Genomic DNA, 16,750 nt, shown 5'->3' with positions numbered 1-16,750 from the left:
GGCCGCGGCCTGCGCCAGCACGCCGGTGGCGGCGCGGAATTCCGCCTCCGCCTGCTCAGCCTGCAGCTTCAAATCGACCTCATCGAGGGTGGCCAAGGGCTGGTCGACGTCGACTGTCTGTCCGACCTCGACCAGCCGCTTGGCCACCTTGCCGGCGACCCGAAAGCCCATATCGGCTTCGATACGGGGCTTGATGGTGCCGACAAAGCTCCGCTCAGGCGTTTCGGCCTCGTAATGAACGGTCGCCACCAGCACGGGGCGTCCGGGATCGGCGTTTTCGGCTGCCTTTTCATTGCAGCCGGTCAGCGCAAACACCGCGAAAGCCAGCGTTGCTCCGGTCAAGAGCCTGTAATAGCTCGACAAAACGGAACGAACGAACATCTGAAATCTCCATCAGGCTGACGACTGATGAAGAGTATCGATTTATCACTGATGAATGTCAATATTCGTCAGTAGTAACCAATTCGTGAGGAACGCAGTAATTAACGTGGGGTTAAGCGGGGAATTCTGGAAATTGCGTAGCCCGGATGGAGCGCAGCGAAATCCGGGGACGATCTGCACACGGCGACCCCGGATTGGGCTTCGCTCCATCCGGACTATGACAACCCGTTCGGTACGGCCAAGTCGTAGGATGGGTAGAGCGAAGCGAAACCCATCATCCCGCCGCGGACAATGAACGATGGGTTTCGCTTCGCTCTACCCATCCTACGCAGCCGTCACGACGCTCGCGTCATCCCTACTTCGCGCTCGCGAACTCGGTCTTGGTTTCGTGGCTGCCGAGGAAAACCAAGAGGCCGGCCGCGAGCGGCAACAGCGACAGCACCAAGAGGCCGGTCGACGTGCTGCCGGTCGTCTCCTTCACCCAGCCGATCAGATAGGGCCCGCCGAAACCGGCGAGATTGCCGATCGAGTTGATCAGCGCGATCGCGCCGGCGGCGGCGGTGCCTGACAGCCAGGCGGTCGGCAGCGTCCAGAACACCGCAAACGTACAGAACACGCCGATCGCGGCGACCGTCAGCACGACCATGGTCATGGTCGGATCGGTGATGTAGCTGGAGACGGCGAGCGCCAGCGCCGTGAGCAAGAGCGGCGCGCCGACGTGAAACACGCGCTCCCGCATGGCGTCGGACCGGCGCGCCCACAGGATCATCGCGACGGTGCCGAACGCATAGGGGATCGCGGTGACGAATCCGGTCTGCGCGTTGGTGAGGCCGAACGCCTTGACGATCTGCGGCAGCCAGAACTGCATGCCGTAGAGCGAGGCGACGAAGCCGAAATAGATCGCGCTCAGCGCCAGCACTTTCGGCGAGGACAGCGCCTGCCCGAGCGTGAAGTGCTGCGCCGCCTGCTTGGCGGCGACCTCGGCATCGAGCTTCGCCTTCAGCCAGGCCTTCTGCTCGGCCGAGAGCCAATCGGCCTTCTCCGGCCGGTCGGTGAGATAGAACCAGGTGACGACGCCGAGCAGCACCGAGGGGATGCCCTCGATGACGAACAGCCACTGCCAGCCCTTCAGCCCCATCACGCCGTCCAGCCCGAGCAGCAGGCCGGAGATCGGGGCGCCGATCACGGTCGAAATCGGCACGGCGAGCGCGAAGGCGGCGAGAAAGCGCGCGCGATACTCGGCCGGATACCAGTAGGTGAGATAGAGGATGATGCCGGGGAAGAAGCCGGCCTCGGCAACGCCGAGGAAGAAGCGCAACGCATAGAAGCTGTGCTCGTCATAGACCGCCGCCATCAAGGCCGAAAGGATGCCCCAGCTCACCATGATGCGGGCGATCCACTTGCTGGCGCCGAATCTCTCCAGCGCCAGATTGCTCGGCACCTCGAAGATGAAATAGCCGATGAAGAAGATGCCGGCGCCGAACGAGAACACCACCGGCGAGAACTTCAGCTCGCTGTTCATGGTCAGCGCGGCGAAGCCGAGATTGACGCGGTCGAGATAGGAGAAGAAGTAGGCCAGGATCAGGAACGGGATCAGCCGCCAGGAGATCGCGCGGATCGTGGACGTCTCGATCTCGCTGCGGGCGCCGCGATCGGGCGCGACGGTTGCGGTCTGGCTCATCTGTTTCCCCCCAAAGCTATTGCTTGCCTTGAGGATTATTGGGTGGCCCCGCATTGAGCAATGGCAAAAACTCATAGCACACAGGCCAGACGGGACCCCGGGCTGCGCCCCGCCGGCCATCACCGTCATTGCGAGCCAACGGGTCGCGCGAACGCGCGCCCGATGACAGGCTCCGAAGCAATCCATAGCGCCGCAAATGGTGAGGTGGATTGCTTCGCTCCGCTCGCAATGACGAATGAAAAAGCCTGCCCTTACTCGGCGAGCTGGAAACGCTCGAAGCGGTCGAGCTCCTCCTCGATGCGGCGCTTCAGCTCCTTGCGCGCCGCCTGCTTCTTGCCGTTGCCGACCCAGCTCCATTTCTGCATCAGGAGCTTCCTGTTCTGCCGGTCGGTCTTCAGGTCGAGCGCGGCAACGATATCGTCGCCGACCAGCACCGGCAGCGCGAAATAGCCGAACAGGCGTTTATCCTTCGGCACATAGGCCTCGAAGCGGTGGCCATAACCGAAGAACAGCTCGGTGCGCTTGCGCTGGATGATCAGCGGATCGAATGGCGACAGGATGTGAACCAGAGCGGGATCCCCCTCGCCGGTCTCCTCCAGCACCTCGGGCCGCGCCCAATGCTCCTGCTTGCCGGCGCCATCGAGCGCGATCCGCACCAGCTCCCGGCGGCGCACCCTCGCCTCGATCAGGCTGCGCACCGCCTTCTTGCTCGGCGCGTCCAGATGGCAGATCGAGTCCAGGCTGACGATGCCTTGCGAGCGCAGCGCGCGGTCGAGCAGATAGGCGATCCGCACCGAGGCCGGTGCCGGCTTCGGCGGCTTATCCCAGCCGAAATGCCTGCTCATCAGCTCGTAGGTCTTCAGCATGCCGGCGCGCTCGCTGATCGTGACCACGCCGCCATAGAAGGCGAGTTGCAGCGCCCGCTTCGAGGGTTTGCGGCTCTGCCAGAGATGCTCCTTCTCGGTCAGCACGTCGTCGTCGATGTCGCGGATGGTCAGCGGACCGGCCCGCAGCAGCCGCAGCACCTTGCGGGTATCCGATGGCGTCACCGACGAGAACCATTTATGGCCCTCGCGCTTGTGCGCCTTCATCGCCGGCAGGAAGATGTTGATGTCCTTGGCCGGCACATAGGACAGCGCGTGGGTCCAGTATTCGAACACGCTCTTGTCCTGGCTCTGCGCCTGCTTGAGGTCGGCGCGGCGGTAGTCCGGAATCCGGCTGAACAGGATGTGGTGGTGGCAGCGCTCGATCACGTTGATGGTGTCGATCTGCACATAGCCGAGATGATCGACGGCGGCCGCCACGGCCGGCGCCCCGTCCCCGAACGGCGCCGTTGTATCGAGCCGTTGCGCGCGCAGCCAGATATGGCGGGCGGCGGCATTGTTCAGGGATAAGGGTTCGGCGGCGCGGGGCATTGCCCGAGCAATGTAGTGAGATTCGCGCAGCTGTGGAGAGCCGCGCGAGGGAAATCAGCCGTGCGGAATCATCGCCCTCTGGCGTGGGGGCGCTTCGGACCGGCTACTGCGATCCAACGGCCCGCCGCAACCAGGGAACGTCCGCCATCGCCGCCGCGAGCGCGGCGCTTTCCTCATGAAAAATCCGGGACGAATGACCGCCAACCGGAAACCAGCCGCGGCCATCTTCCACGTCCCGCCGATATTCTTCGAAGCCGATGGTCCCTTCCGGGCGAACGAAGATATCGACGCAGCGCGAAGCACCTTCGTCATTGATCGAGCGGAGGACGCGATTGACGTGGGCCAAGATGCTCTCCTCTCCGTCGCCGGCCCCTGCCCGGCACGGCACGGGCCCCGGGACACTCATCCGTGATCTGGATCACATTGCCGGCTTTGAACCAGTTCTAGGTTCGCAGCATCAAAACGACAACAGCCGGATTGGCTGGCGCCTGACATTTAAGGACGAAAACCATGACCCACTCCCTTTCCCTGTCTCTTATGACGATCGGAGCTGCGCTGTCGATGACGGCGGGCGTCGCACTGGCCGGCAGCGACACCGTTCCGGCCGCCCAGATCCTCAATGCGCTGAAGCCGAAGTCGGCCACCCGCGGCCTCTCTGCCGGCACGCAGGTCGACCCGGCCGCTTCGGCCAAGGAAGCGAGCTTCCTCAACACCGTTCGCAACAGGCAGACCCGCTCGCTGTCATTGGGCGAACGCCAGGAGATCGCCGACATCGCCGCGAACAAGCCGAAGATCGATCTGGAGATTCACTTCGACTACAACTCGGCTGACATCGCCAAGGGTTCGGCCCAGGCGGTGCAGGAGCTCGGCAAGGCGCTGTCGGACGCCAGCATGAAAGGCACGACCTTCGTCGTCGCCGGCCACACCGATGCGATCGGCAGCGAGGCCTATAACCAGGATCTCTCGGAGCGCCGCGCCGACACCATCAAGAACTATCTGGTCGAGCATTACGGGCTGAACGGCTCCGATCTCGTGACCGTCGGCTACGGCAAGACCCGGCCGAAGGACCCGAGCGCGCCGATGGACCCGACCAACCGCCGCGTGCAGGTCGTCAACATGGATACCAAGACGGCGTCGCAGTAATCTCCCCAACTTCCGATCCGCTTGCCACGCCCGGCAGGCGGATCGCTTGTTCCGAGAGATTCAAATCCAGCTCTGGAACAGCATCAGTCGATTGAAGGTCGCCATCGACGTCCCGATGGCGGCAACCGTGATCGGCAGCATCGCGATGAAGCCTGCGCATCCGACGGCCACGAAGGCCCACAACAGCCAGCGCGGCTTCCCCTTGCGCGTCAATGCGTAGACCAGAACGAAACTCGCGGTGGTCGCGACCGGCAGGTAGTAATAGATGAAGCCGAGTGTGCGCGGCAGCAGCGCCCAGGCGAGATACGGACCGAGATAGAACGCCAGCACGAGAAACGCATCGCGGCTGCGGGTCACGATCCAGTCGCGCAGTGCGACCATCAGCGCGATCAACGCCGGCCACAGGATCAGCGGATTGCCGAGAAACACGATCGCGGCGAAGCTGTCGTCGCCGACCTTCTCGAACAGATACCAGACCGGACGCACCAGGAACGGCCAGGACGGCCACGAGCTCATATAGGTGTGGCCAGCGATCGCGGTCGTGGTGTTGTCGGCAAAGATGCGGCGCTGTGCCTCGAGGAGGTCGGTGAGCGAGAAGCCGTACAGCGGCACGAAGCTCGCGAGATAGATGGCCGCCGGGATCAGCACGAAACAGACGATGAAGTGGGGCAGACGGAAATCCGGCCACAGGTCCGGCCGGTACCAGTCCTCCGCATTGGCGTCGACGAAGCGCGTGCGCCAGCCTTGCATCAGGCGGATCACTGCCACGATCGCGATGCAGGTTGCGAGCATGAACAGCCCGCTCCATTTGCAGGCACAGGCAAGCCCCGCGAAAATTCCCGTCAGCGCGAAGGCAGACTGCGGCCGCTTCTGCCTGAAGCCGTGGATGAAAGCCGCGATCGCGAACAGACAGAAGGCGAGCGCGAAAATATCCAGCATCGCGATCCGCGACTGCACGAACAGCATCTGGTTGAAGAAGGCGAGCAGCACGGCCGCGATGGCGCGTTCCTGCGATGCGAACAGCACGAGGGCACCGAGATAGACGGCGACCAGCGCGAGCGCTCCGAACAGCGCCGCGGGATAGCGCCATCCGAGCGGCACGTCGCCGAATGCCTTGATCGACAGCGCGATGATCTCCTTGGCGAGCGGCGGATGCATCGGGTTGAGGATAGGGCCCTCGATTACCGGCAACAGCATCTGGCGCGCCGCCGGCACGTAATGCACCTCATCGAAGTAGAGCTTGTCCGGTGTGGTGATCCCGAGCAGCAGCACAACATGGGCGACGATGAAGATGATCGCCCCGACGATCGCCGTGCGCGCGACCGGACGCCGCAGAACAGAAGGAGATCCGGATGCGATGATCAAAGGGCGAGCACGCTGCAAGGGGAACCAGTGTGAGCGAAGTGTGAGCTACGATGACCGCGAGTGTGATGTATGTGACGAGTGTGATCAAATCTCACGTTGATGTCCGCAGCCGCGAGCATTTTCGAATCCATCGACACTCACCATCCGGCGCAACTCAACACCGCTTGTGACAATTATACAATATCAGCCGCGTCGGCGATCCGGTACGATGAGAGGGTTAAGTCGATCGGTATTGCAATGAATTCGCGGCACAGCTTTTTCTCCTTACTTGCACTCGGTCTTGCGGTCGCACTGACGGCTCATCCCGTTCAGGCGCAAACGCGCGTCGGCGAAGCGGCCATGGTGAAGAACGAGGTCGTCCGCGTTGCGGCCGCGACCACGCCGATCAATGTCGGCGACGCGCTGCTGCGCGACGAGACGGTGCGCACCGGCCTCGAGAGCGCCGCGCGGCTGGTGATGGCCGACAGCACCAACCTGTCGCTCGGACCAAATGCCTCGCTCAAGCTCGATCGCACCGTGTTCGACGACGAGCATCACTATCGCGATGTTGCAATCCGCCTGACCTCGGGAGCGTTCCGCTTCGTCACCGGCCACTCGAACAAGGCCGCCTACACGATCACGACGCCGCTTGCGACCATCGGCGTTCGCGGCACGGTGCTCGATATCCTGTCGCAGCGCGGCAAGACCACCGTGGTGTTGCAGGAAGGCGCATCGACGGTGTGTACGTCGAACCGGCAGTGCATCGACCTGACCCAGCCCGGCGACACGGCGATCATCACCTCGAGCGGCGGCCGCACCACGATCCAGAAGACCAACAATCCGCCCTGGACCTTTGCCGCGACCTGCACCCAGGCCGCGGGCCTCTGCACCGTCACCCAGTTCGCGGATGCCTCGCCGGTGACGCCTCCGGTCGACGACCCGACCGGCATGCTGTGCGGACGGTGAGCATGCTACGGCGCATCCATCATTTGATCCTGTCGGCGGCGCTGACAATGGCGCTGTCGCTCGCGCTGCTGCATGCGCTGGCTGCGCCGGCCGAGGCGCAGTCTCCGAGGCCGAACTGCACCTCGAATCCCGATTCGTTTTCGTCGAACTGTACATCGACCCCCACGCCGACACCGACTGCCACACCATCGCCAACGCCGACACCCACGCCTGTCCCCACGCCGACACCAACGCCCAGCCCGTCGCCGACACCGATCACCGGCGCGCCGTCGAGCGGCAGTTCGATCAACAACCTCGCCGACCAGCGCTTCAACCAGATGATCACCAACCGCGTGCTCGGATCGGTGCTGCTCGGCGTCAACGAGCAGGTCAATTGCGACGACTGCATCAGTGCCTTCGGCTCCGCCGGCTCGTTCTCGGCGGGCATCCATGGTCGCAAGACCATTACACCGAATTTGTCGCTGCTCGCCGGCATCGCTTACACGCAGTATGGCGAGGGCGGCTACAACGTCACCAGCGCGCCGATCGGCGCCTTCGCGCTGCGCTACGACTTCGTCGACTGGGGCTCGTCGCGGCCGTTCTTCGATATCGGCACCATCCTCTCGCCGTCGGAGAAAGTGCGCTACACCCGCAGCTACGCGACCAGCCTCGGCCCGGTGTCGGTCACCGGCCAGACCTCGAGCGAGAATTACGGCGTCTATGGGCGCGCGGGCTGGATCAACCGGCTGTCGGCGCGCGACGAGGTCGCGGCTTCGGTCGAGGTCTGGCAGCTCTGGCAGCGGGTCAAGGGCTATAGCGATCCTGCAATTGCCGTCAATCCGTTCGATGCCACCATCGCCGACGGCACCGATCGCACCAGCCTGGTCAAGATCGGCGGCCAGTGGACGCATCTGTTCGGATCGAACATCGAAACCAACATCAATGGCGGCTGGGTGCAATCCTTCGCCACCCATTCCGGCATCGTCGCCACCGTGACCGGCGATGGCACCATCGTGCCGACGATCGGCAACCAGGGCTGGTTCGAATATGGCGGCCGCGTCGGCTTCCGCATCACCAAGGGCTGGATCGCCGACCTCTTCCTCAACGGCACCGCCGGACCGCAGCCGGTCGGCAACACGCTTCACGGCGGCGTGGGACTGCGGATCAGTTATTAGGACGGGACCTCGCGTCCGAACCCGCACTGTCCGGCAATCGTGTCACAACGGCCCGCCGGCGACGGCGCTGATCTCCATTCAATCGTGTCCCAATAGCCGTCCGAGTAGCCTTCCCGGTACCCGGATCGATAACCGTAATCATATCCGCCCGGATGTTCGTCGCCATATTCGTACACGTGACGATGGTAGTGGACGACAGCGGCCGGCGAATAATAGTCCCTCTCGTAGACATAGGCCGGGGCCGCACCGGCAGCCATGGTGGAGCCCAACAGCGCGCCGACGGCCAAGCCGCCGACGATGCCAACAGCCACCGCATCTCCGCGCCGGCCACCTGCCGTGGCTTCCGTCGACCCAAGACATCCCATGGCGATCACCGCCATGGTGGCAAAAACAGCTACTCGTTTCATTGAAGCATATCCTTGTTCGCGTTCAACAACCGCATCGCTTTTTGGCAGCGATCGACAGAGGCCCTCTAGAACGTGACAAGCTCCTTGAGCTCGCTCCTGACGAATCGCGGCACAACCCGTCGGGCCACGAAATCATTCCAGTCCTTGAACTTGGACTTTGCTCTCGCCTCGGTGATCGCAGTGACGCCGCGCACGCTGAGGTGCGGAAGCTTCACCAGCTCGCTGACAGGAGCGGTGTTGAGGTTGATCTTGTCGGCGCGACTGATCGATGGCCGTGCTGCGGTTGCCGGGTGAGTTGAACCGGTCATTGATGGAGATGTCTGCGCGACCGCGGTGGCACCGATGACTCCGCAAACGCCGAGGCTGATGCAAACCAACCTGATAAGCATGGACCGTTATCCTTCGTGATACGACGCCCTTGACCCCGCCGCCGATAAAGCGGGAGCCGATTACCGCAAGATTACGGGTGCGATCATCACGGCGGCATTCCGGGAATAAGCCTGATCAACGCAGCACGACGAAGAGCCTTGCCGCTCCATGATCCACCAGCATGTTGGCTCCTGGATCGCTCGTCTGCGGCGCATTTCCGGGCGGCTGATTCTCCGGCAGCGCGACATCCGGCTCCGCGCGGAGCGGCGGATCTGTTTGCGGAGAAACAGGTCCTCCGCCCTGACCGGCATCATTGACGAGGCTTGACGGTGCATCGTCCGGCTCACCAAGCGGTGCCACCAGGAATGCAACGAGGTTTCGCTTGATGCCTGGAATTCCGAACAGGCTCGATTGAACGGAAAACTCGCGTTTGACATGGCTTCCGGCGCGAGCCGCCATTCGCCCGGTCCATTCAAGGCAATCGTCCTGGTCATCGAAACAGAGCGCTGCCCAGCCGCGCTCCGGTGTCACCTCGCGAGGTAGTGCCAATGAATATTGGTAGGCGAATGGATCGCCATAATGCGGGTGATCGGAGCTGTAAAAGGCCACCGCAACCCCTAGGCTATCGTTGCCGCCGACGATCGACAGCGGCGTGCCCATCTGCTCGCGCCACAGCCGGGTGAGTTTGTCTGCGGCCTGGTGATAGACGTTTCGCCCTTCCTCATAACCGTAGCTGTTGCGGTAGAGCGCATGGGCTGGGGCCGCCATCACGGCGGCGACGATTGCAATTCCGGCAACCAGCAGCGCTGCATTGACCGTATAGAACCGCTCGATCCGATAACGCGTGCTGCACACGACCGGCACGGCGAGCAGGAACAATCCCTGAAGCGCCCATAGCGACGGCAAGTCGGTGCCGAGCAATATGGACGTGATGAAAGGAAGAGCGATCGTGCCGATCGCGACGTGGCCGATGAGCCTCAGGTTGGGATCCGCCGCAGCGAGATCCCGCGGAAGGCGCTTGATCCGATACCCGGCGATCATCGCCCACGTCACGGCGGACACGATCGTCGCCGCAGCAAGGCCCAACAGGAAATTGACGGCATCCCGCAGCGACGCAGGAAAACCGGCCCCCACATGCGTCGCGGCATAGTGGATGGGCTCCGCGCCTGTCGTAGCCAACCAGTGCAGATGTGGAAATAGCGCAATCAGCCCGACAGCCGTGGATATCCAGGGCGAACTGGACGTGAAATAGGCTCGCCGCGAGGGATGGATGATTGCCGACAACGCGAAGCTGGCGATCAGAAAGATGGAGTAATACTTGCCCAGCATTGCTAGCGACGCCGTGACACCCGCAGCAATCGCCCAGAGCGGCGCCCTCGTTTCAAATGCGCGCAGGAAGCAGTAGGTTGCAAGCGGCCAGACCGCGAGCAACACGGCGTTGGCGTTGAAGCGCTGCGCATGAAACTGGTATGCCGGGGTCAGCATCAGCAGGAGCAGCACGATCAGGCGCTTGTGCCCGGTCACGAACCTTCTTGCAATGAGGTCAACGAACCACAAGGCCAACGCCGCATTTGTCATCGCCATCAGCTGCAGCGACCAATCGGTCAGCGGAAAGACCGAGGTCCACGCACCGGTCGTCCACCCCATCAACGGCGGATGCTTGGGATAACCCCATGCGAAATGCCTGCCATACGTCCAGGTCTCCAACACGTCCGGATGCAGGCCGGCGCCGTGATAGGCCACCGACAGATACACCGTCCAGATGCCGACGAAGCAGGCGAGCAGCAGCGGCACCGACCACCCTGCCTCGACCCCCTCCAGCCATCGATTGAACGGACGGCGCCATGACGCCGGGCTGCGATCTGACCGCTTGGCCATCGCTGAGAACGCAAAATCGACCGGCATATCGTTCGGAAGCCTGGGGACGGAGATCGGAAAGCGCGATGCGAGCCGCGTTGTCCGCCATGCTTTTCACAGCGACCATTACGATAGCCTGACGTGGCCCTGTTCATGCCTCTGTCAACGTATTCTTGCGCGCGCCGAGGCGCCGTCGGTCGCCGGTCATGTTGATAGACGTCTCTGGTGGGGAAATCGCTGAGAGGGGATGCGCATGCGAAAGCTCGCTCGCTGTCATGACGCTGATCGGCTCTGGAGCGCTGATGTGGTGCGGCGCCCCTGATTGAGACTTTCGGACGAGCCCCCGTCAGGTCTCGATCCGATCATCGCGGCCATTCGCGGATGGCCGACCGAGCCACCAGGAAAAGGCCAATTACGTCAATGTATCCGTGTGGACACCGCAGTTTTCTTGCCGGCCGTAATCTTATTGTAATCCGTCCGTAATGGTAGAAGCCGTGGTTTATGCTTGGGAGAATGCGGTGCGAGTTCTGGTCGTGGAGGATGACCCTCAGCTTGGGCCATGGCTGCGGGATACCTTGGCTACGGCCTTCGGCGCATCCGACATGGTCACGACGCTTGAGGAGGGTCGCGCCGCAGTCGCCGTGCGAAGCTTTGAACTCGTGGTGATCGACCGTGGACTGCCGGATGGCGACGGTCTGGCCTTGCTGCGCGACCTGAAGCAGCAGAAGCCCAGCCCCGCGACGATCGTGCTGACGGCGCTTGATGACCCCCTTGATATTGCGCGCGCCCTCGACGACGGGGCGGACGACTATGTAGCGAAGCCATTCGAGCCGATTGAGCTGATTGCGCGAGCCAAGGCCGTGCTGCGCCGTCTGTTTCTGGATCGAGGGGCGATCGTTCGCATCGGCAATCTGAGCTACGACGTCCTCAATCGCGAGGTCTGCGTCGATCACGCGCCCATCGTTGTCCCGCGGCGTGAACTGGCGATTCTGGAAGCGATGGTCCGGCGCATTGGGCGCGTTGTGCTGCGCGAGACCCTTGAAGTCGCCGCTTACAGCTTTGATGACGAGATTCAATCAAACGCGATCGAGGCCCACGTTTCGCGGCTGCGCCGGCGCCTCCGCGCGGCCAATTGCAAGGTCGTTATCAAACCGGTCCGTGGCCTCGGATATCTGCTGAGTGGCGAATGATGATTTTGAAGTGGCAAAGGCTCAAGCGCGTCCATCGCTCGATCGCGGTGCTGTCCGCGACGCTGATCGGCGCCGTGACGACCATCATGCTGCTCTGCGCAGCAGCCTTGCTGATCCGATTTGGCGGCGACGATGACGGCACCTGGGCCGCCGCCGACGTCGCCGATGCATTGAAGGAAGCCGTCATCCGCAACGAGACCGGGCAGCTGGCTCTCAAACGGACCTCAAGGCTGGACGAGATCACCCGCAATTTCCCGACATTCTGGTATGTCGTGTCCGACAAGAGTGGAGAGGTCAGCTACGGCCCGATCCCGAAGTGGCGTCCGCAAAAGACCCAGACATCGCGCGACGGGACGAGTTTCCTCGCCTACGCGTTTGACGGCGAAACCACCAATCTGAAGAAGATGTCGGCGGTCAGAAATACGCCTGTGGGTGAGGTGTGGATTGAGACCGGTGGCGTGGCCTATACGGCGGCGCAACTGACGACCGGAATGCTCACCGATGCGACGATCGTTGCGCTCCCGATCATCCTGGTCCTGGCGGCGACGGCGTTTACCGCGATGGTTTTCGTGCCGACGCTGATCGCACGCCCCGTCCGGGCCGTAGCGGCGGCCGCCGAGATGATCGATGGGGTTTCGGATGGCCGGCGATTGCCCGAACAGGATGCGCCAGCCGAGCTCTTGCCTCTGGTCGCGGCTTTCAATCGCGCGCTATCGCGAATAGACGTCGCGTCGAAATCACAACGAAATTTCCTGTCGAATGCGGCACACGAACTTCGTACGCCCTTGACCAATGCGCGCACCATACTCGAGCAGGTCGAGGATGCCCCGTTGCGCGCCAGGCTGATAGCTGAGAACCAGAAGCTGTCGTCGATCGTCACCATGCTGCTCCAGCTGGCGCGTATCTCCGCGGAACCGGCCGAACTGATCGAGATGGATCTTGCGGCGCTGGCGCGCAGGGTTGCGGCCGAACACGTGCCGATGGCGTTGAAGAACGGAAGCGATGTCGAGTTCACCGAGCCTCGTCACCCGGTCTGGGTGCGTGGCTCGGAAGCGGCGATCGCCGTCGCGCTCTCGAACCTGATCCGAAACGCCGTGACGCATGGCAGCGCGGGCGCTCCGTCCTCATCGAGGTCGGAGCACCAGCGCGGTTGCGCGTTATTGACTACGGGTCGGGACTCCAACTCGGTCAGCCCGAGCTGCTGCTGGAGCCCTTCAAGCGCGGCAACACCCGCACGGAAGGAACAGGGCTGGGGCTTTCGATTGTCTCCCAGGTGATGACCACCCACGGCGGCACCGTTTCCCTCTGCGAGACGCCTGGAGGCGGCACCACGGTCGAACTGAACTTTCCGGTCCCAGGCTGCCGGCAAGCCGACCTGCCTCAGGGGAGAAAAGCCGCCCAAGCCATGACCGAAGTCCGGCCGGACGGCATTTCCGCAGCCTGAGCGCCGTCTCAATCCGTCAGGCGGATTGCCAACTGTCGCTTATTGTCGGCTTCGAACGCCTGCATGGCGCGGCGGCTCACGCGGTGGCTGCAGACTGCGCCTTCATCGCGGCCTCGACATCCATCCACATCACTTCCCAGATGTGTCCATCGGGATCCTCGAAGCTGCGGCCGTACATGAAGCCGTAATCCTGCTGCGGCGACGGATCGGCGGTGCCGCCCGCGCCCTTCGCCCTCGTCACATAGCTGTCGACGGCCTCGCGGCTCTCGGCGGAGAGGCAGATCAGCACCTCGCTCGTGGTCCTGGCATCGGCGATTGCCTTCGGCGTGAACTGCCGGAACTTGTCGTGCGTCAGCAACATGACGTGGATGGTCTCGGAGATCACCATGCCAGAGGCGGTGTCGTCGGAGAATTGCGGATTTTTCGTCGCGCCGATCGCCTCGTAGAAGGCGGTGGCACGGGCGAGATTGCTGACCGGCAGGTTGACGAAGATCATTGTCGGCTTGGCCATGAAAGGCGCTCCTTTTTGCGGGTTATGCCCCGAGGACGAACCGCATAGCCGGATCCCGACATCGCCGCGCAGATTTTCTTGCGGCGTCCTGCCGCAGGCTGCTTCAGGTCACGATCGGCGTCGGCATCGTCAGAAATGCCCGTGTCACATGCCAGAACAGCTCACGATTGGTGGCCAGCGCCACCGAATGGGCAGTGCCGGGCAGGATGATGAATTGCCGGTCGCCATTCGGCAGCTTGTTGAAGAACTCTTCGAGGTCAAGGACCGCCGCGATCCCGTCATACTCGCCGCGAACCAGCAGCACCGGCGCCAGCACCTTCTCCGGATGCACCACCGGCAAATTGGCGGTCATGTCGAGATAGGTGCCGGTCGGGATCTGGTCGCCGAACTGCATCTCGACATCGGCCAACGCTTCCATCACGGCGGGGTCCGAGGTGCCCGGCCTGTCGCGGGTCGCGATCGAGCGGATCATGTCGCGGTCGCGCTTGCGCATGTTGTGGCTGCGGTAATAGGCAAGCTGCTCGGCGCGCTTTGCCAGTGTCGGCGAGCCCTCGCCCTTGTAGGTGAAGGCGGCGAACACCAGGCGATCGATGCGCTCGGGTGCGGCCATCGCGAAGGCGCCCGCGCGCAGCGCGCCGGAGGATTCGCCGATGAAGTGATATCGCCTCTCGCCGGTCTCGCGCGCAATCACCTCGACCGCGGCCTTCAGATCCTCGACGCCGCTCGCGATATCCGCATTGCCCGAGGTGCGGCCCGACTTGCCGTAGTTCTCGTGATCCATGGTCCAGCAATCGAAGCCGTAGCGCGCAAAGACATTGAGCAGCGAATACTCGCCCTTGCCGGGCACCGTGAGGTCGAACACCCTCGACGTCACCGACGAGCCGTGGACGAAGAACACCACAGGCCGCGCCGGCTCGCCCGGTTTGGGCGCGCCGATCCGCTTGCGGAACATCCACAGCGGGATGTCACCCTTCTTCGCCCAATATTCGTTGCTCCATATTTCTCCCTCAGCAGGAACTGCGGTCGTGGCCTGCGCCGGCGCTGCGCCGAGCACACCGGCTGCCGTCGCAACGCCGATGCCCTTGATGATGGTGCGCCGCGAATGGTCTGCTGGCGTCATGGTTCGCTCCCTTCCGGATTTCTTCGTCCGACCCGGTGTGATCGAGCATAGCAGCGCGCATGACCGGTTGCGCAGCGGACTCATCTCGCGGCCGCAGATGCGATGCACGATTTTGTGAACGCGGTTTCCGGCAATCGGCGCGGACGACGGACGGACTTGGTCCTAGTCTCCGCCGCGGTCCGACCGGAAAAATCCGGCGAGATGCGGGAGCGAAGAATGAGCAGCAATCTCACCGACGAAGAACTTGCCGCCTTGATGCCCTCCGAACTGTGCCAGTACCAGACGCCGATTCCGACCCAGATCGTCTCCAGCGACGAGTTCTATCCCGACCCGCAGAACGAACGGCAGCGCGAGGTCGAGGCACGCCTGCTGGCGATGGCCGACGATCTCGGCGGCAAGCAGGGCCTCGACCGCCGCCGGTTCTTCCAGACCGCGGCCGGCATGGCCGCTTCCTTTGTCGCGATGAACCAGGTCTACGGCCCGTTGTTCGACGTGACGCCGGCCGAGGCCGCAACGCCTGCGATGGCGCAAGAGCGCGCCAACGGATTGAAAGACCAGTTCATCATGGACATGCACACGCATTTCCTGCGCGACGACACCCGCATCATGGGCTTCGTGGAAATGCGCAAGGCGGTCGGCAAGGCCGGCTGGAACAAGGAGCTCAAAGGTCACGAGCAGACCATCGAGGATCTGAAGTTCAACAACTACAAGAAGGAGATGTTTCTCGATTCCGACACCAAGATCGCGCTGATCTCCTCGGCGCCGTCGGACATCGAGCAGGACTGGTTCCTGACCAACGAGCAGATGGCCGATGCGCGCAAGAAGATGAACGACGAGGCCGGCTCGCGCCGCGTATTCTGTCACGCGATCTTCACGCCCGGGCAACCCGGCTGGCTCGACAAGCTCGATGCTGCGCTGGCCTTGAAGCCGGAATCCTGCAAGGGCTACACGATCGGCGACAACACCCACAAGGAGATCAGCCGCTATCCCTGGCGGCTGGACGACGAGAAGGTCGCCTACAAGGGCTATGAGAAGATGGTCAAGGCGGGCATCAAGAATGTCTGCGTGCACAAGGGACTGTTTCCGCCCGGGATCGAGAAGCAGTATCCGAACCTGCGCGGCTTCGCTGACGTTGCCGATGTCGGCCAGGCGGCCAAGGACTGGCCGCAGCTCAACTTCGTGATCTACCACTCGGCCTATCGCCATGTCGGGGGCGATCCCAAGGTCGCGCTGGCCGAGTTCGAGCGCACCGGCCGGATCGCCTGGACCTCCGACCTCGCCGACATCCCGGCGCAATACGGCGTCAACAATGTCTACGGCGATGTCGGGCAATTGTTCGCGACCACGCTGGTCGCCGAGCCCAATGTCTGCGCCGCGCTGATGGGGACCCTGATCAAGGGCCTCGGCGTCGACCACGTCTGCTGGGGCACCGACGCGCTGTGGACCGGCGCGCCGCAATGGCAGATCGAGGGCCTGCGGCGGCTGGAAATCCCCGAAGTGATGCAGAAGAAGTTCGGCTACGCGCCGCTTGGGCCCGCCGACGGACCAGTGAAGACGGCGATCTTCGGCGACAACAATGCCCGGCTCTACAACATCCAGCCGAAGCGCGCGATGCTCGACATCAAGGGCGACCGCTTCGCGATGATGAAGGCGCAGTATGAGAAGGCAGGCCCCGAGCCGTCGCATACGCGCTACGGCTATGTGGTGCCGAACGGGGCGATCGATCACCGGGTGTTTGCGTAACTCTCACTCCCCGTCATTCCGGGGC

General features: G+C 63.2%; 16 protein-coding genes and 1 pseudogene. 7 read left to right on the top strand and 10 right to left on the bottom strand.

Annotated elements, in window-relative coordinates; translation table 11 throughout:
* From H8B02_RS10015 to H8B02_RS10000, 4 genes and pseudogenes are all read right to left on the bottom strand, one after another.
* Positions 1-381 (bottom strand): annotated as a pseudogene (locus tag H8B02_RS10015) (efflux RND transporter periplasmic adaptor subunit); the annotation flags it as partial.
* Between the two features lie 355 nt (positions 382-736).
* Positions 737-2,062 carry an MFS transporter gene (locus tag H8B02_RS10010; RefSeq protein ID WP_229166096.1) on the bottom strand — a complete coding sequence of 442 codons (1,326 nt, stop codon included), beginning with the start codon at positions 2,060-2,062 and terminating at the stop codon, positions 737-739.
* Positions 2,063-2,313: 251 nt separating this feature from the next.
* The gene (locus H8B02_RS10005) at positions 2,314-3,477 is read right to left on the bottom strand and encodes a winged helix-turn-helix domain-containing protein (protein WP_229166095.1); all 1,164 of its coding nucleotides are present in this window, start codon (positions 3,475-3,477) and stop codon (positions 2,314-2,316) included.
* A 103-nt stretch (positions 3,478-3,580) separates the two neighbouring features.
* On the bottom strand, positions 3,581-3,823 hold the full coding sequence (locus tag H8B02_RS10000) for a hypothetical protein (protein ID WP_229166094.1): 243 nt from the start codon (positions 3,821-3,823) through the stop codon (positions 3,581-3,583).
* 164 nt (positions 3,824-3,987) lie between these two features.
* On the opposite strand from H8B02_RS10000, the gene H8B02_RS09995 reads away from it, so the two are divergent.
* Positions 3,988-4,620 (top strand): OmpA family protein, encoded by a 633-nt coding sequence (locus tag H8B02_RS09995; RefSeq protein ID WP_229166093.1) that lies wholly within the window; start codon positions 3,988-3,990, stop codon positions 4,618-4,620.
* A 60-nt stretch (positions 4,621-4,680) separates the two neighbouring features.
* Here H8B02_RS09995 and H8B02_RS09990 read toward each other — a convergent pair whose 3' ends face one another.
* Positions 4,681-5,985, bottom strand: coding sequence for a phospholipid carrier-dependent glycosyltransferase (locus H8B02_RS09990; protein WP_229166092.1), 1,305 nt, complete (start codon positions 5,983-5,985; stop codon positions 4,681-4,683).
* A gap of 237 nt (positions 5,986-6,222) precedes the next feature.
* Here H8B02_RS09990 and H8B02_RS09985 point away from each other — a divergent pair, with 237 nt between their 5' ends.
* Entirely contained in the window at positions 6,223-6,930 is a 708-nt protein-coding gene (locus H8B02_RS09985) for a FecR family protein (protein WP_212315645.1), read from the top strand.
* Between the two features lie 2 nt (positions 6,931-6,932).
* Positions 6,933-8,084 carry a hypothetical protein gene (locus H8B02_RS09980; RefSeq protein WP_229166090.1) on the top strand — a complete coding sequence of 384 codons (1,152 nt, stop codon included), beginning with the start codon at positions 6,933-6,935 and terminating at the stop codon, positions 8,082-8,084.
* Here the strand turns inward: H8B02_RS09980 and H8B02_RS09975 are convergent.
* The 3 genes from H8B02_RS09975 to H8B02_RS09965 form a co-directional block, all read right to left on the bottom strand.
* Entirely contained in the window at positions 8,081-8,491 is a 411-nt protein-coding gene (locus H8B02_RS09975; protein ID WP_229166089.1) for a hypothetical protein, read from the bottom strand. The genes H8B02_RS09980 and H8B02_RS09975 overlap by 4 nt on opposite strands.
* Before the next feature lie 65 nt (positions 8,492-8,556).
* Positions 8,557-8,799: a ComEA family DNA-binding protein gene (locus tag H8B02_RS09970; protein WP_229166088.1), complete on the bottom strand. Its 243-nt coding sequence runs from the start codon at positions 8,797-8,799 to the stop codon at positions 8,557-8,559.
* Positions 8,800-8,995: 196 nt separating this feature from the next.
* Positions 8,996-10,765 (bottom strand): glycosyltransferase family 39 protein, encoded by a 1,770-nt coding sequence (locus tag H8B02_RS09965; RefSeq protein WP_229166087.1) that lies wholly within the window; start codon positions 10,763-10,765, stop codon positions 8,996-8,998.
* A gap of 470 nt (positions 10,766-11,235) precedes the next feature.
* Between H8B02_RS09965 and H8B02_RS09960 the strand changes: the two genes are divergently transcribed.
* From H8B02_RS09960 to H8B02_RS48470, 3 genes are read left to right on the top strand one after another with little or no spacing between them, the layout of a single operon-like run.
* Positions 11,236-11,907 (top strand): response regulator, encoded by a 672-nt coding sequence (locus H8B02_RS09960; RefSeq protein WP_050401724.1) that lies wholly within the window; start codon positions 11,236-11,238, stop codon positions 11,905-11,907.
* Positions 11,904-13,184 carry a sensor histidine kinase gene (locus H8B02_RS09955; protein WP_312000760.1) on the top strand — a complete coding sequence of 427 codons (1,281 nt, stop codon included), beginning with the start codon at positions 11,904-11,906 and terminating at the stop codon, positions 13,182-13,184. Before H8B02_RS09960 ends, H8B02_RS09955 begins: the two co-directional genes overlap by 4 nt.
* Positions 13,067-13,351, top strand: coding sequence for an ATP-binding protein (locus H8B02_RS48470; RefSeq protein ID WP_312000761.1), 285 nt, complete (start codon positions 13,067-13,069; stop codon positions 13,349-13,351). The genes H8B02_RS09955 and H8B02_RS48470 overlap by 118 nt, the downstream gene beginning before the upstream one ends.
* A gap of 76 nt (positions 13,352-13,427) precedes the next feature.
* Here the strand turns inward: H8B02_RS48470 and H8B02_RS09950 are convergent, their stop codons facing one another.
* On the bottom strand, positions 13,428-13,862 hold the full coding sequence (locus tag H8B02_RS09950; protein WP_212315653.1) for a VOC family protein: 435 nt from the start codon (positions 13,860-13,862) through the stop codon (positions 13,428-13,430).
* Positions 13,863-13,965: 103 nt separating this feature from the next.
* Positions 13,966-14,982: an alpha/beta hydrolase gene (locus H8B02_RS09945; protein WP_229166086.1), complete on the bottom strand. Its 1,017-nt coding sequence runs from the start codon at positions 14,980-14,982 to the stop codon at positions 13,966-13,968.
* Positions 14,983-15,198: 216 nt separating this feature from the next.
* On the opposite strand from H8B02_RS09945, the gene H8B02_RS09940 reads away from it, so the two are divergent.
* Positions 15,199-16,725: an amidohydrolase family protein gene (locus H8B02_RS09940; protein ID WP_229166085.1), complete on the top strand. Its 1,527-nt coding sequence runs from the start codon at positions 15,199-15,201 to the stop codon at positions 16,723-16,725.
* Positions 16,726-16,750: the final 25 nt, after the last annotated feature.

The organism is Bradyrhizobium altum, assembly GCF_020889705.1.
Lineage (GTDB): Bacteria > Pseudomonadota > Alphaproteobacteria > Rhizobiales > Xanthobacteraceae > Bradyrhizobium > Bradyrhizobium altum.
This window is presented reverse-complemented; position numbering and strand designations above follow the sequence as displayed.

Coding starts and splice junctions, on each gene's coding strand:
- H8B02_RS10010 (WP_229166096.1), bottom strand. CDS start 2,062: ATGAGCCAGACCGCAACCGTCGCGCCCGATCGCGGCGCCCGCAGCGAG.
- H8B02_RS10005 (WP_229166095.1), bottom strand. CDS start 3,477: ATGCCCCGCGCCGCCGAACCCTTATCCCTGAACAATGCCGCCGCCCGC.
- H8B02_RS09995 (WP_229166093.1), top strand. CDS start 3,988: ATGACCCACTCCCTTTCCCTGTCTCTTATGACGATCGGAGCTGCGCTG.
- H8B02_RS09985 (WP_212315645.1), top strand. CDS start 6,223: ATGAATTCGCGGCACAGCTTTTTCTCCTTACTTGCACTCGGTCTTGCG.
- H8B02_RS09980 (WP_229166090.1), top strand. CDS start 6,933: ATGCTACGGCGCATCCATCATTTGATCCTGTCGGCGGCGCTGACAATG.
- H8B02_RS09975 (WP_229166089.1), bottom strand. CDS start 8,491: ATGAAACGAGTAGCTGTTTTTGCCACCATGGCGGTGATCGCCATGGGA.
- H8B02_RS09970 (WP_229166088.1), bottom strand. CDS start 8,799: ATGACCGGTTCAACTCACCCGGCAACCGCAGCACGGCCATCGATCAGT.
- H8B02_RS09965 (WP_229166087.1), bottom strand. CDS start 10,765: ATGCCGGTCGATTTTGCGTTCTCAGCGATGGCCAAGCGGTCAGATCGC.
- H8B02_RS09955 (WP_312000760.1), top strand. CDS start 11,904: ATGATGATTTTGAAGTGGCAAAGGCTCAAGCGCGTCCATCGCTCGATC.
- H8B02_RS09950 (WP_212315653.1), bottom strand. CDS start 13,862: ATGGCCAAGCCGACAATGATCTTCGTCAACCTGCCGGTCAGCAATCTC.
- H8B02_RS09945 (WP_229166086.1), bottom strand. CDS start 14,982: ATGACGCCAGCAGACCATTCGCGGCGCACCATCATCAAGGGCATCGGC.
- H8B02_RS09940 (WP_229166085.1), top strand. CDS start 15,199: ATGAGCAGCAATCTCACCGACGAAGAACTTGCCGCCTTGATGCCCTCC.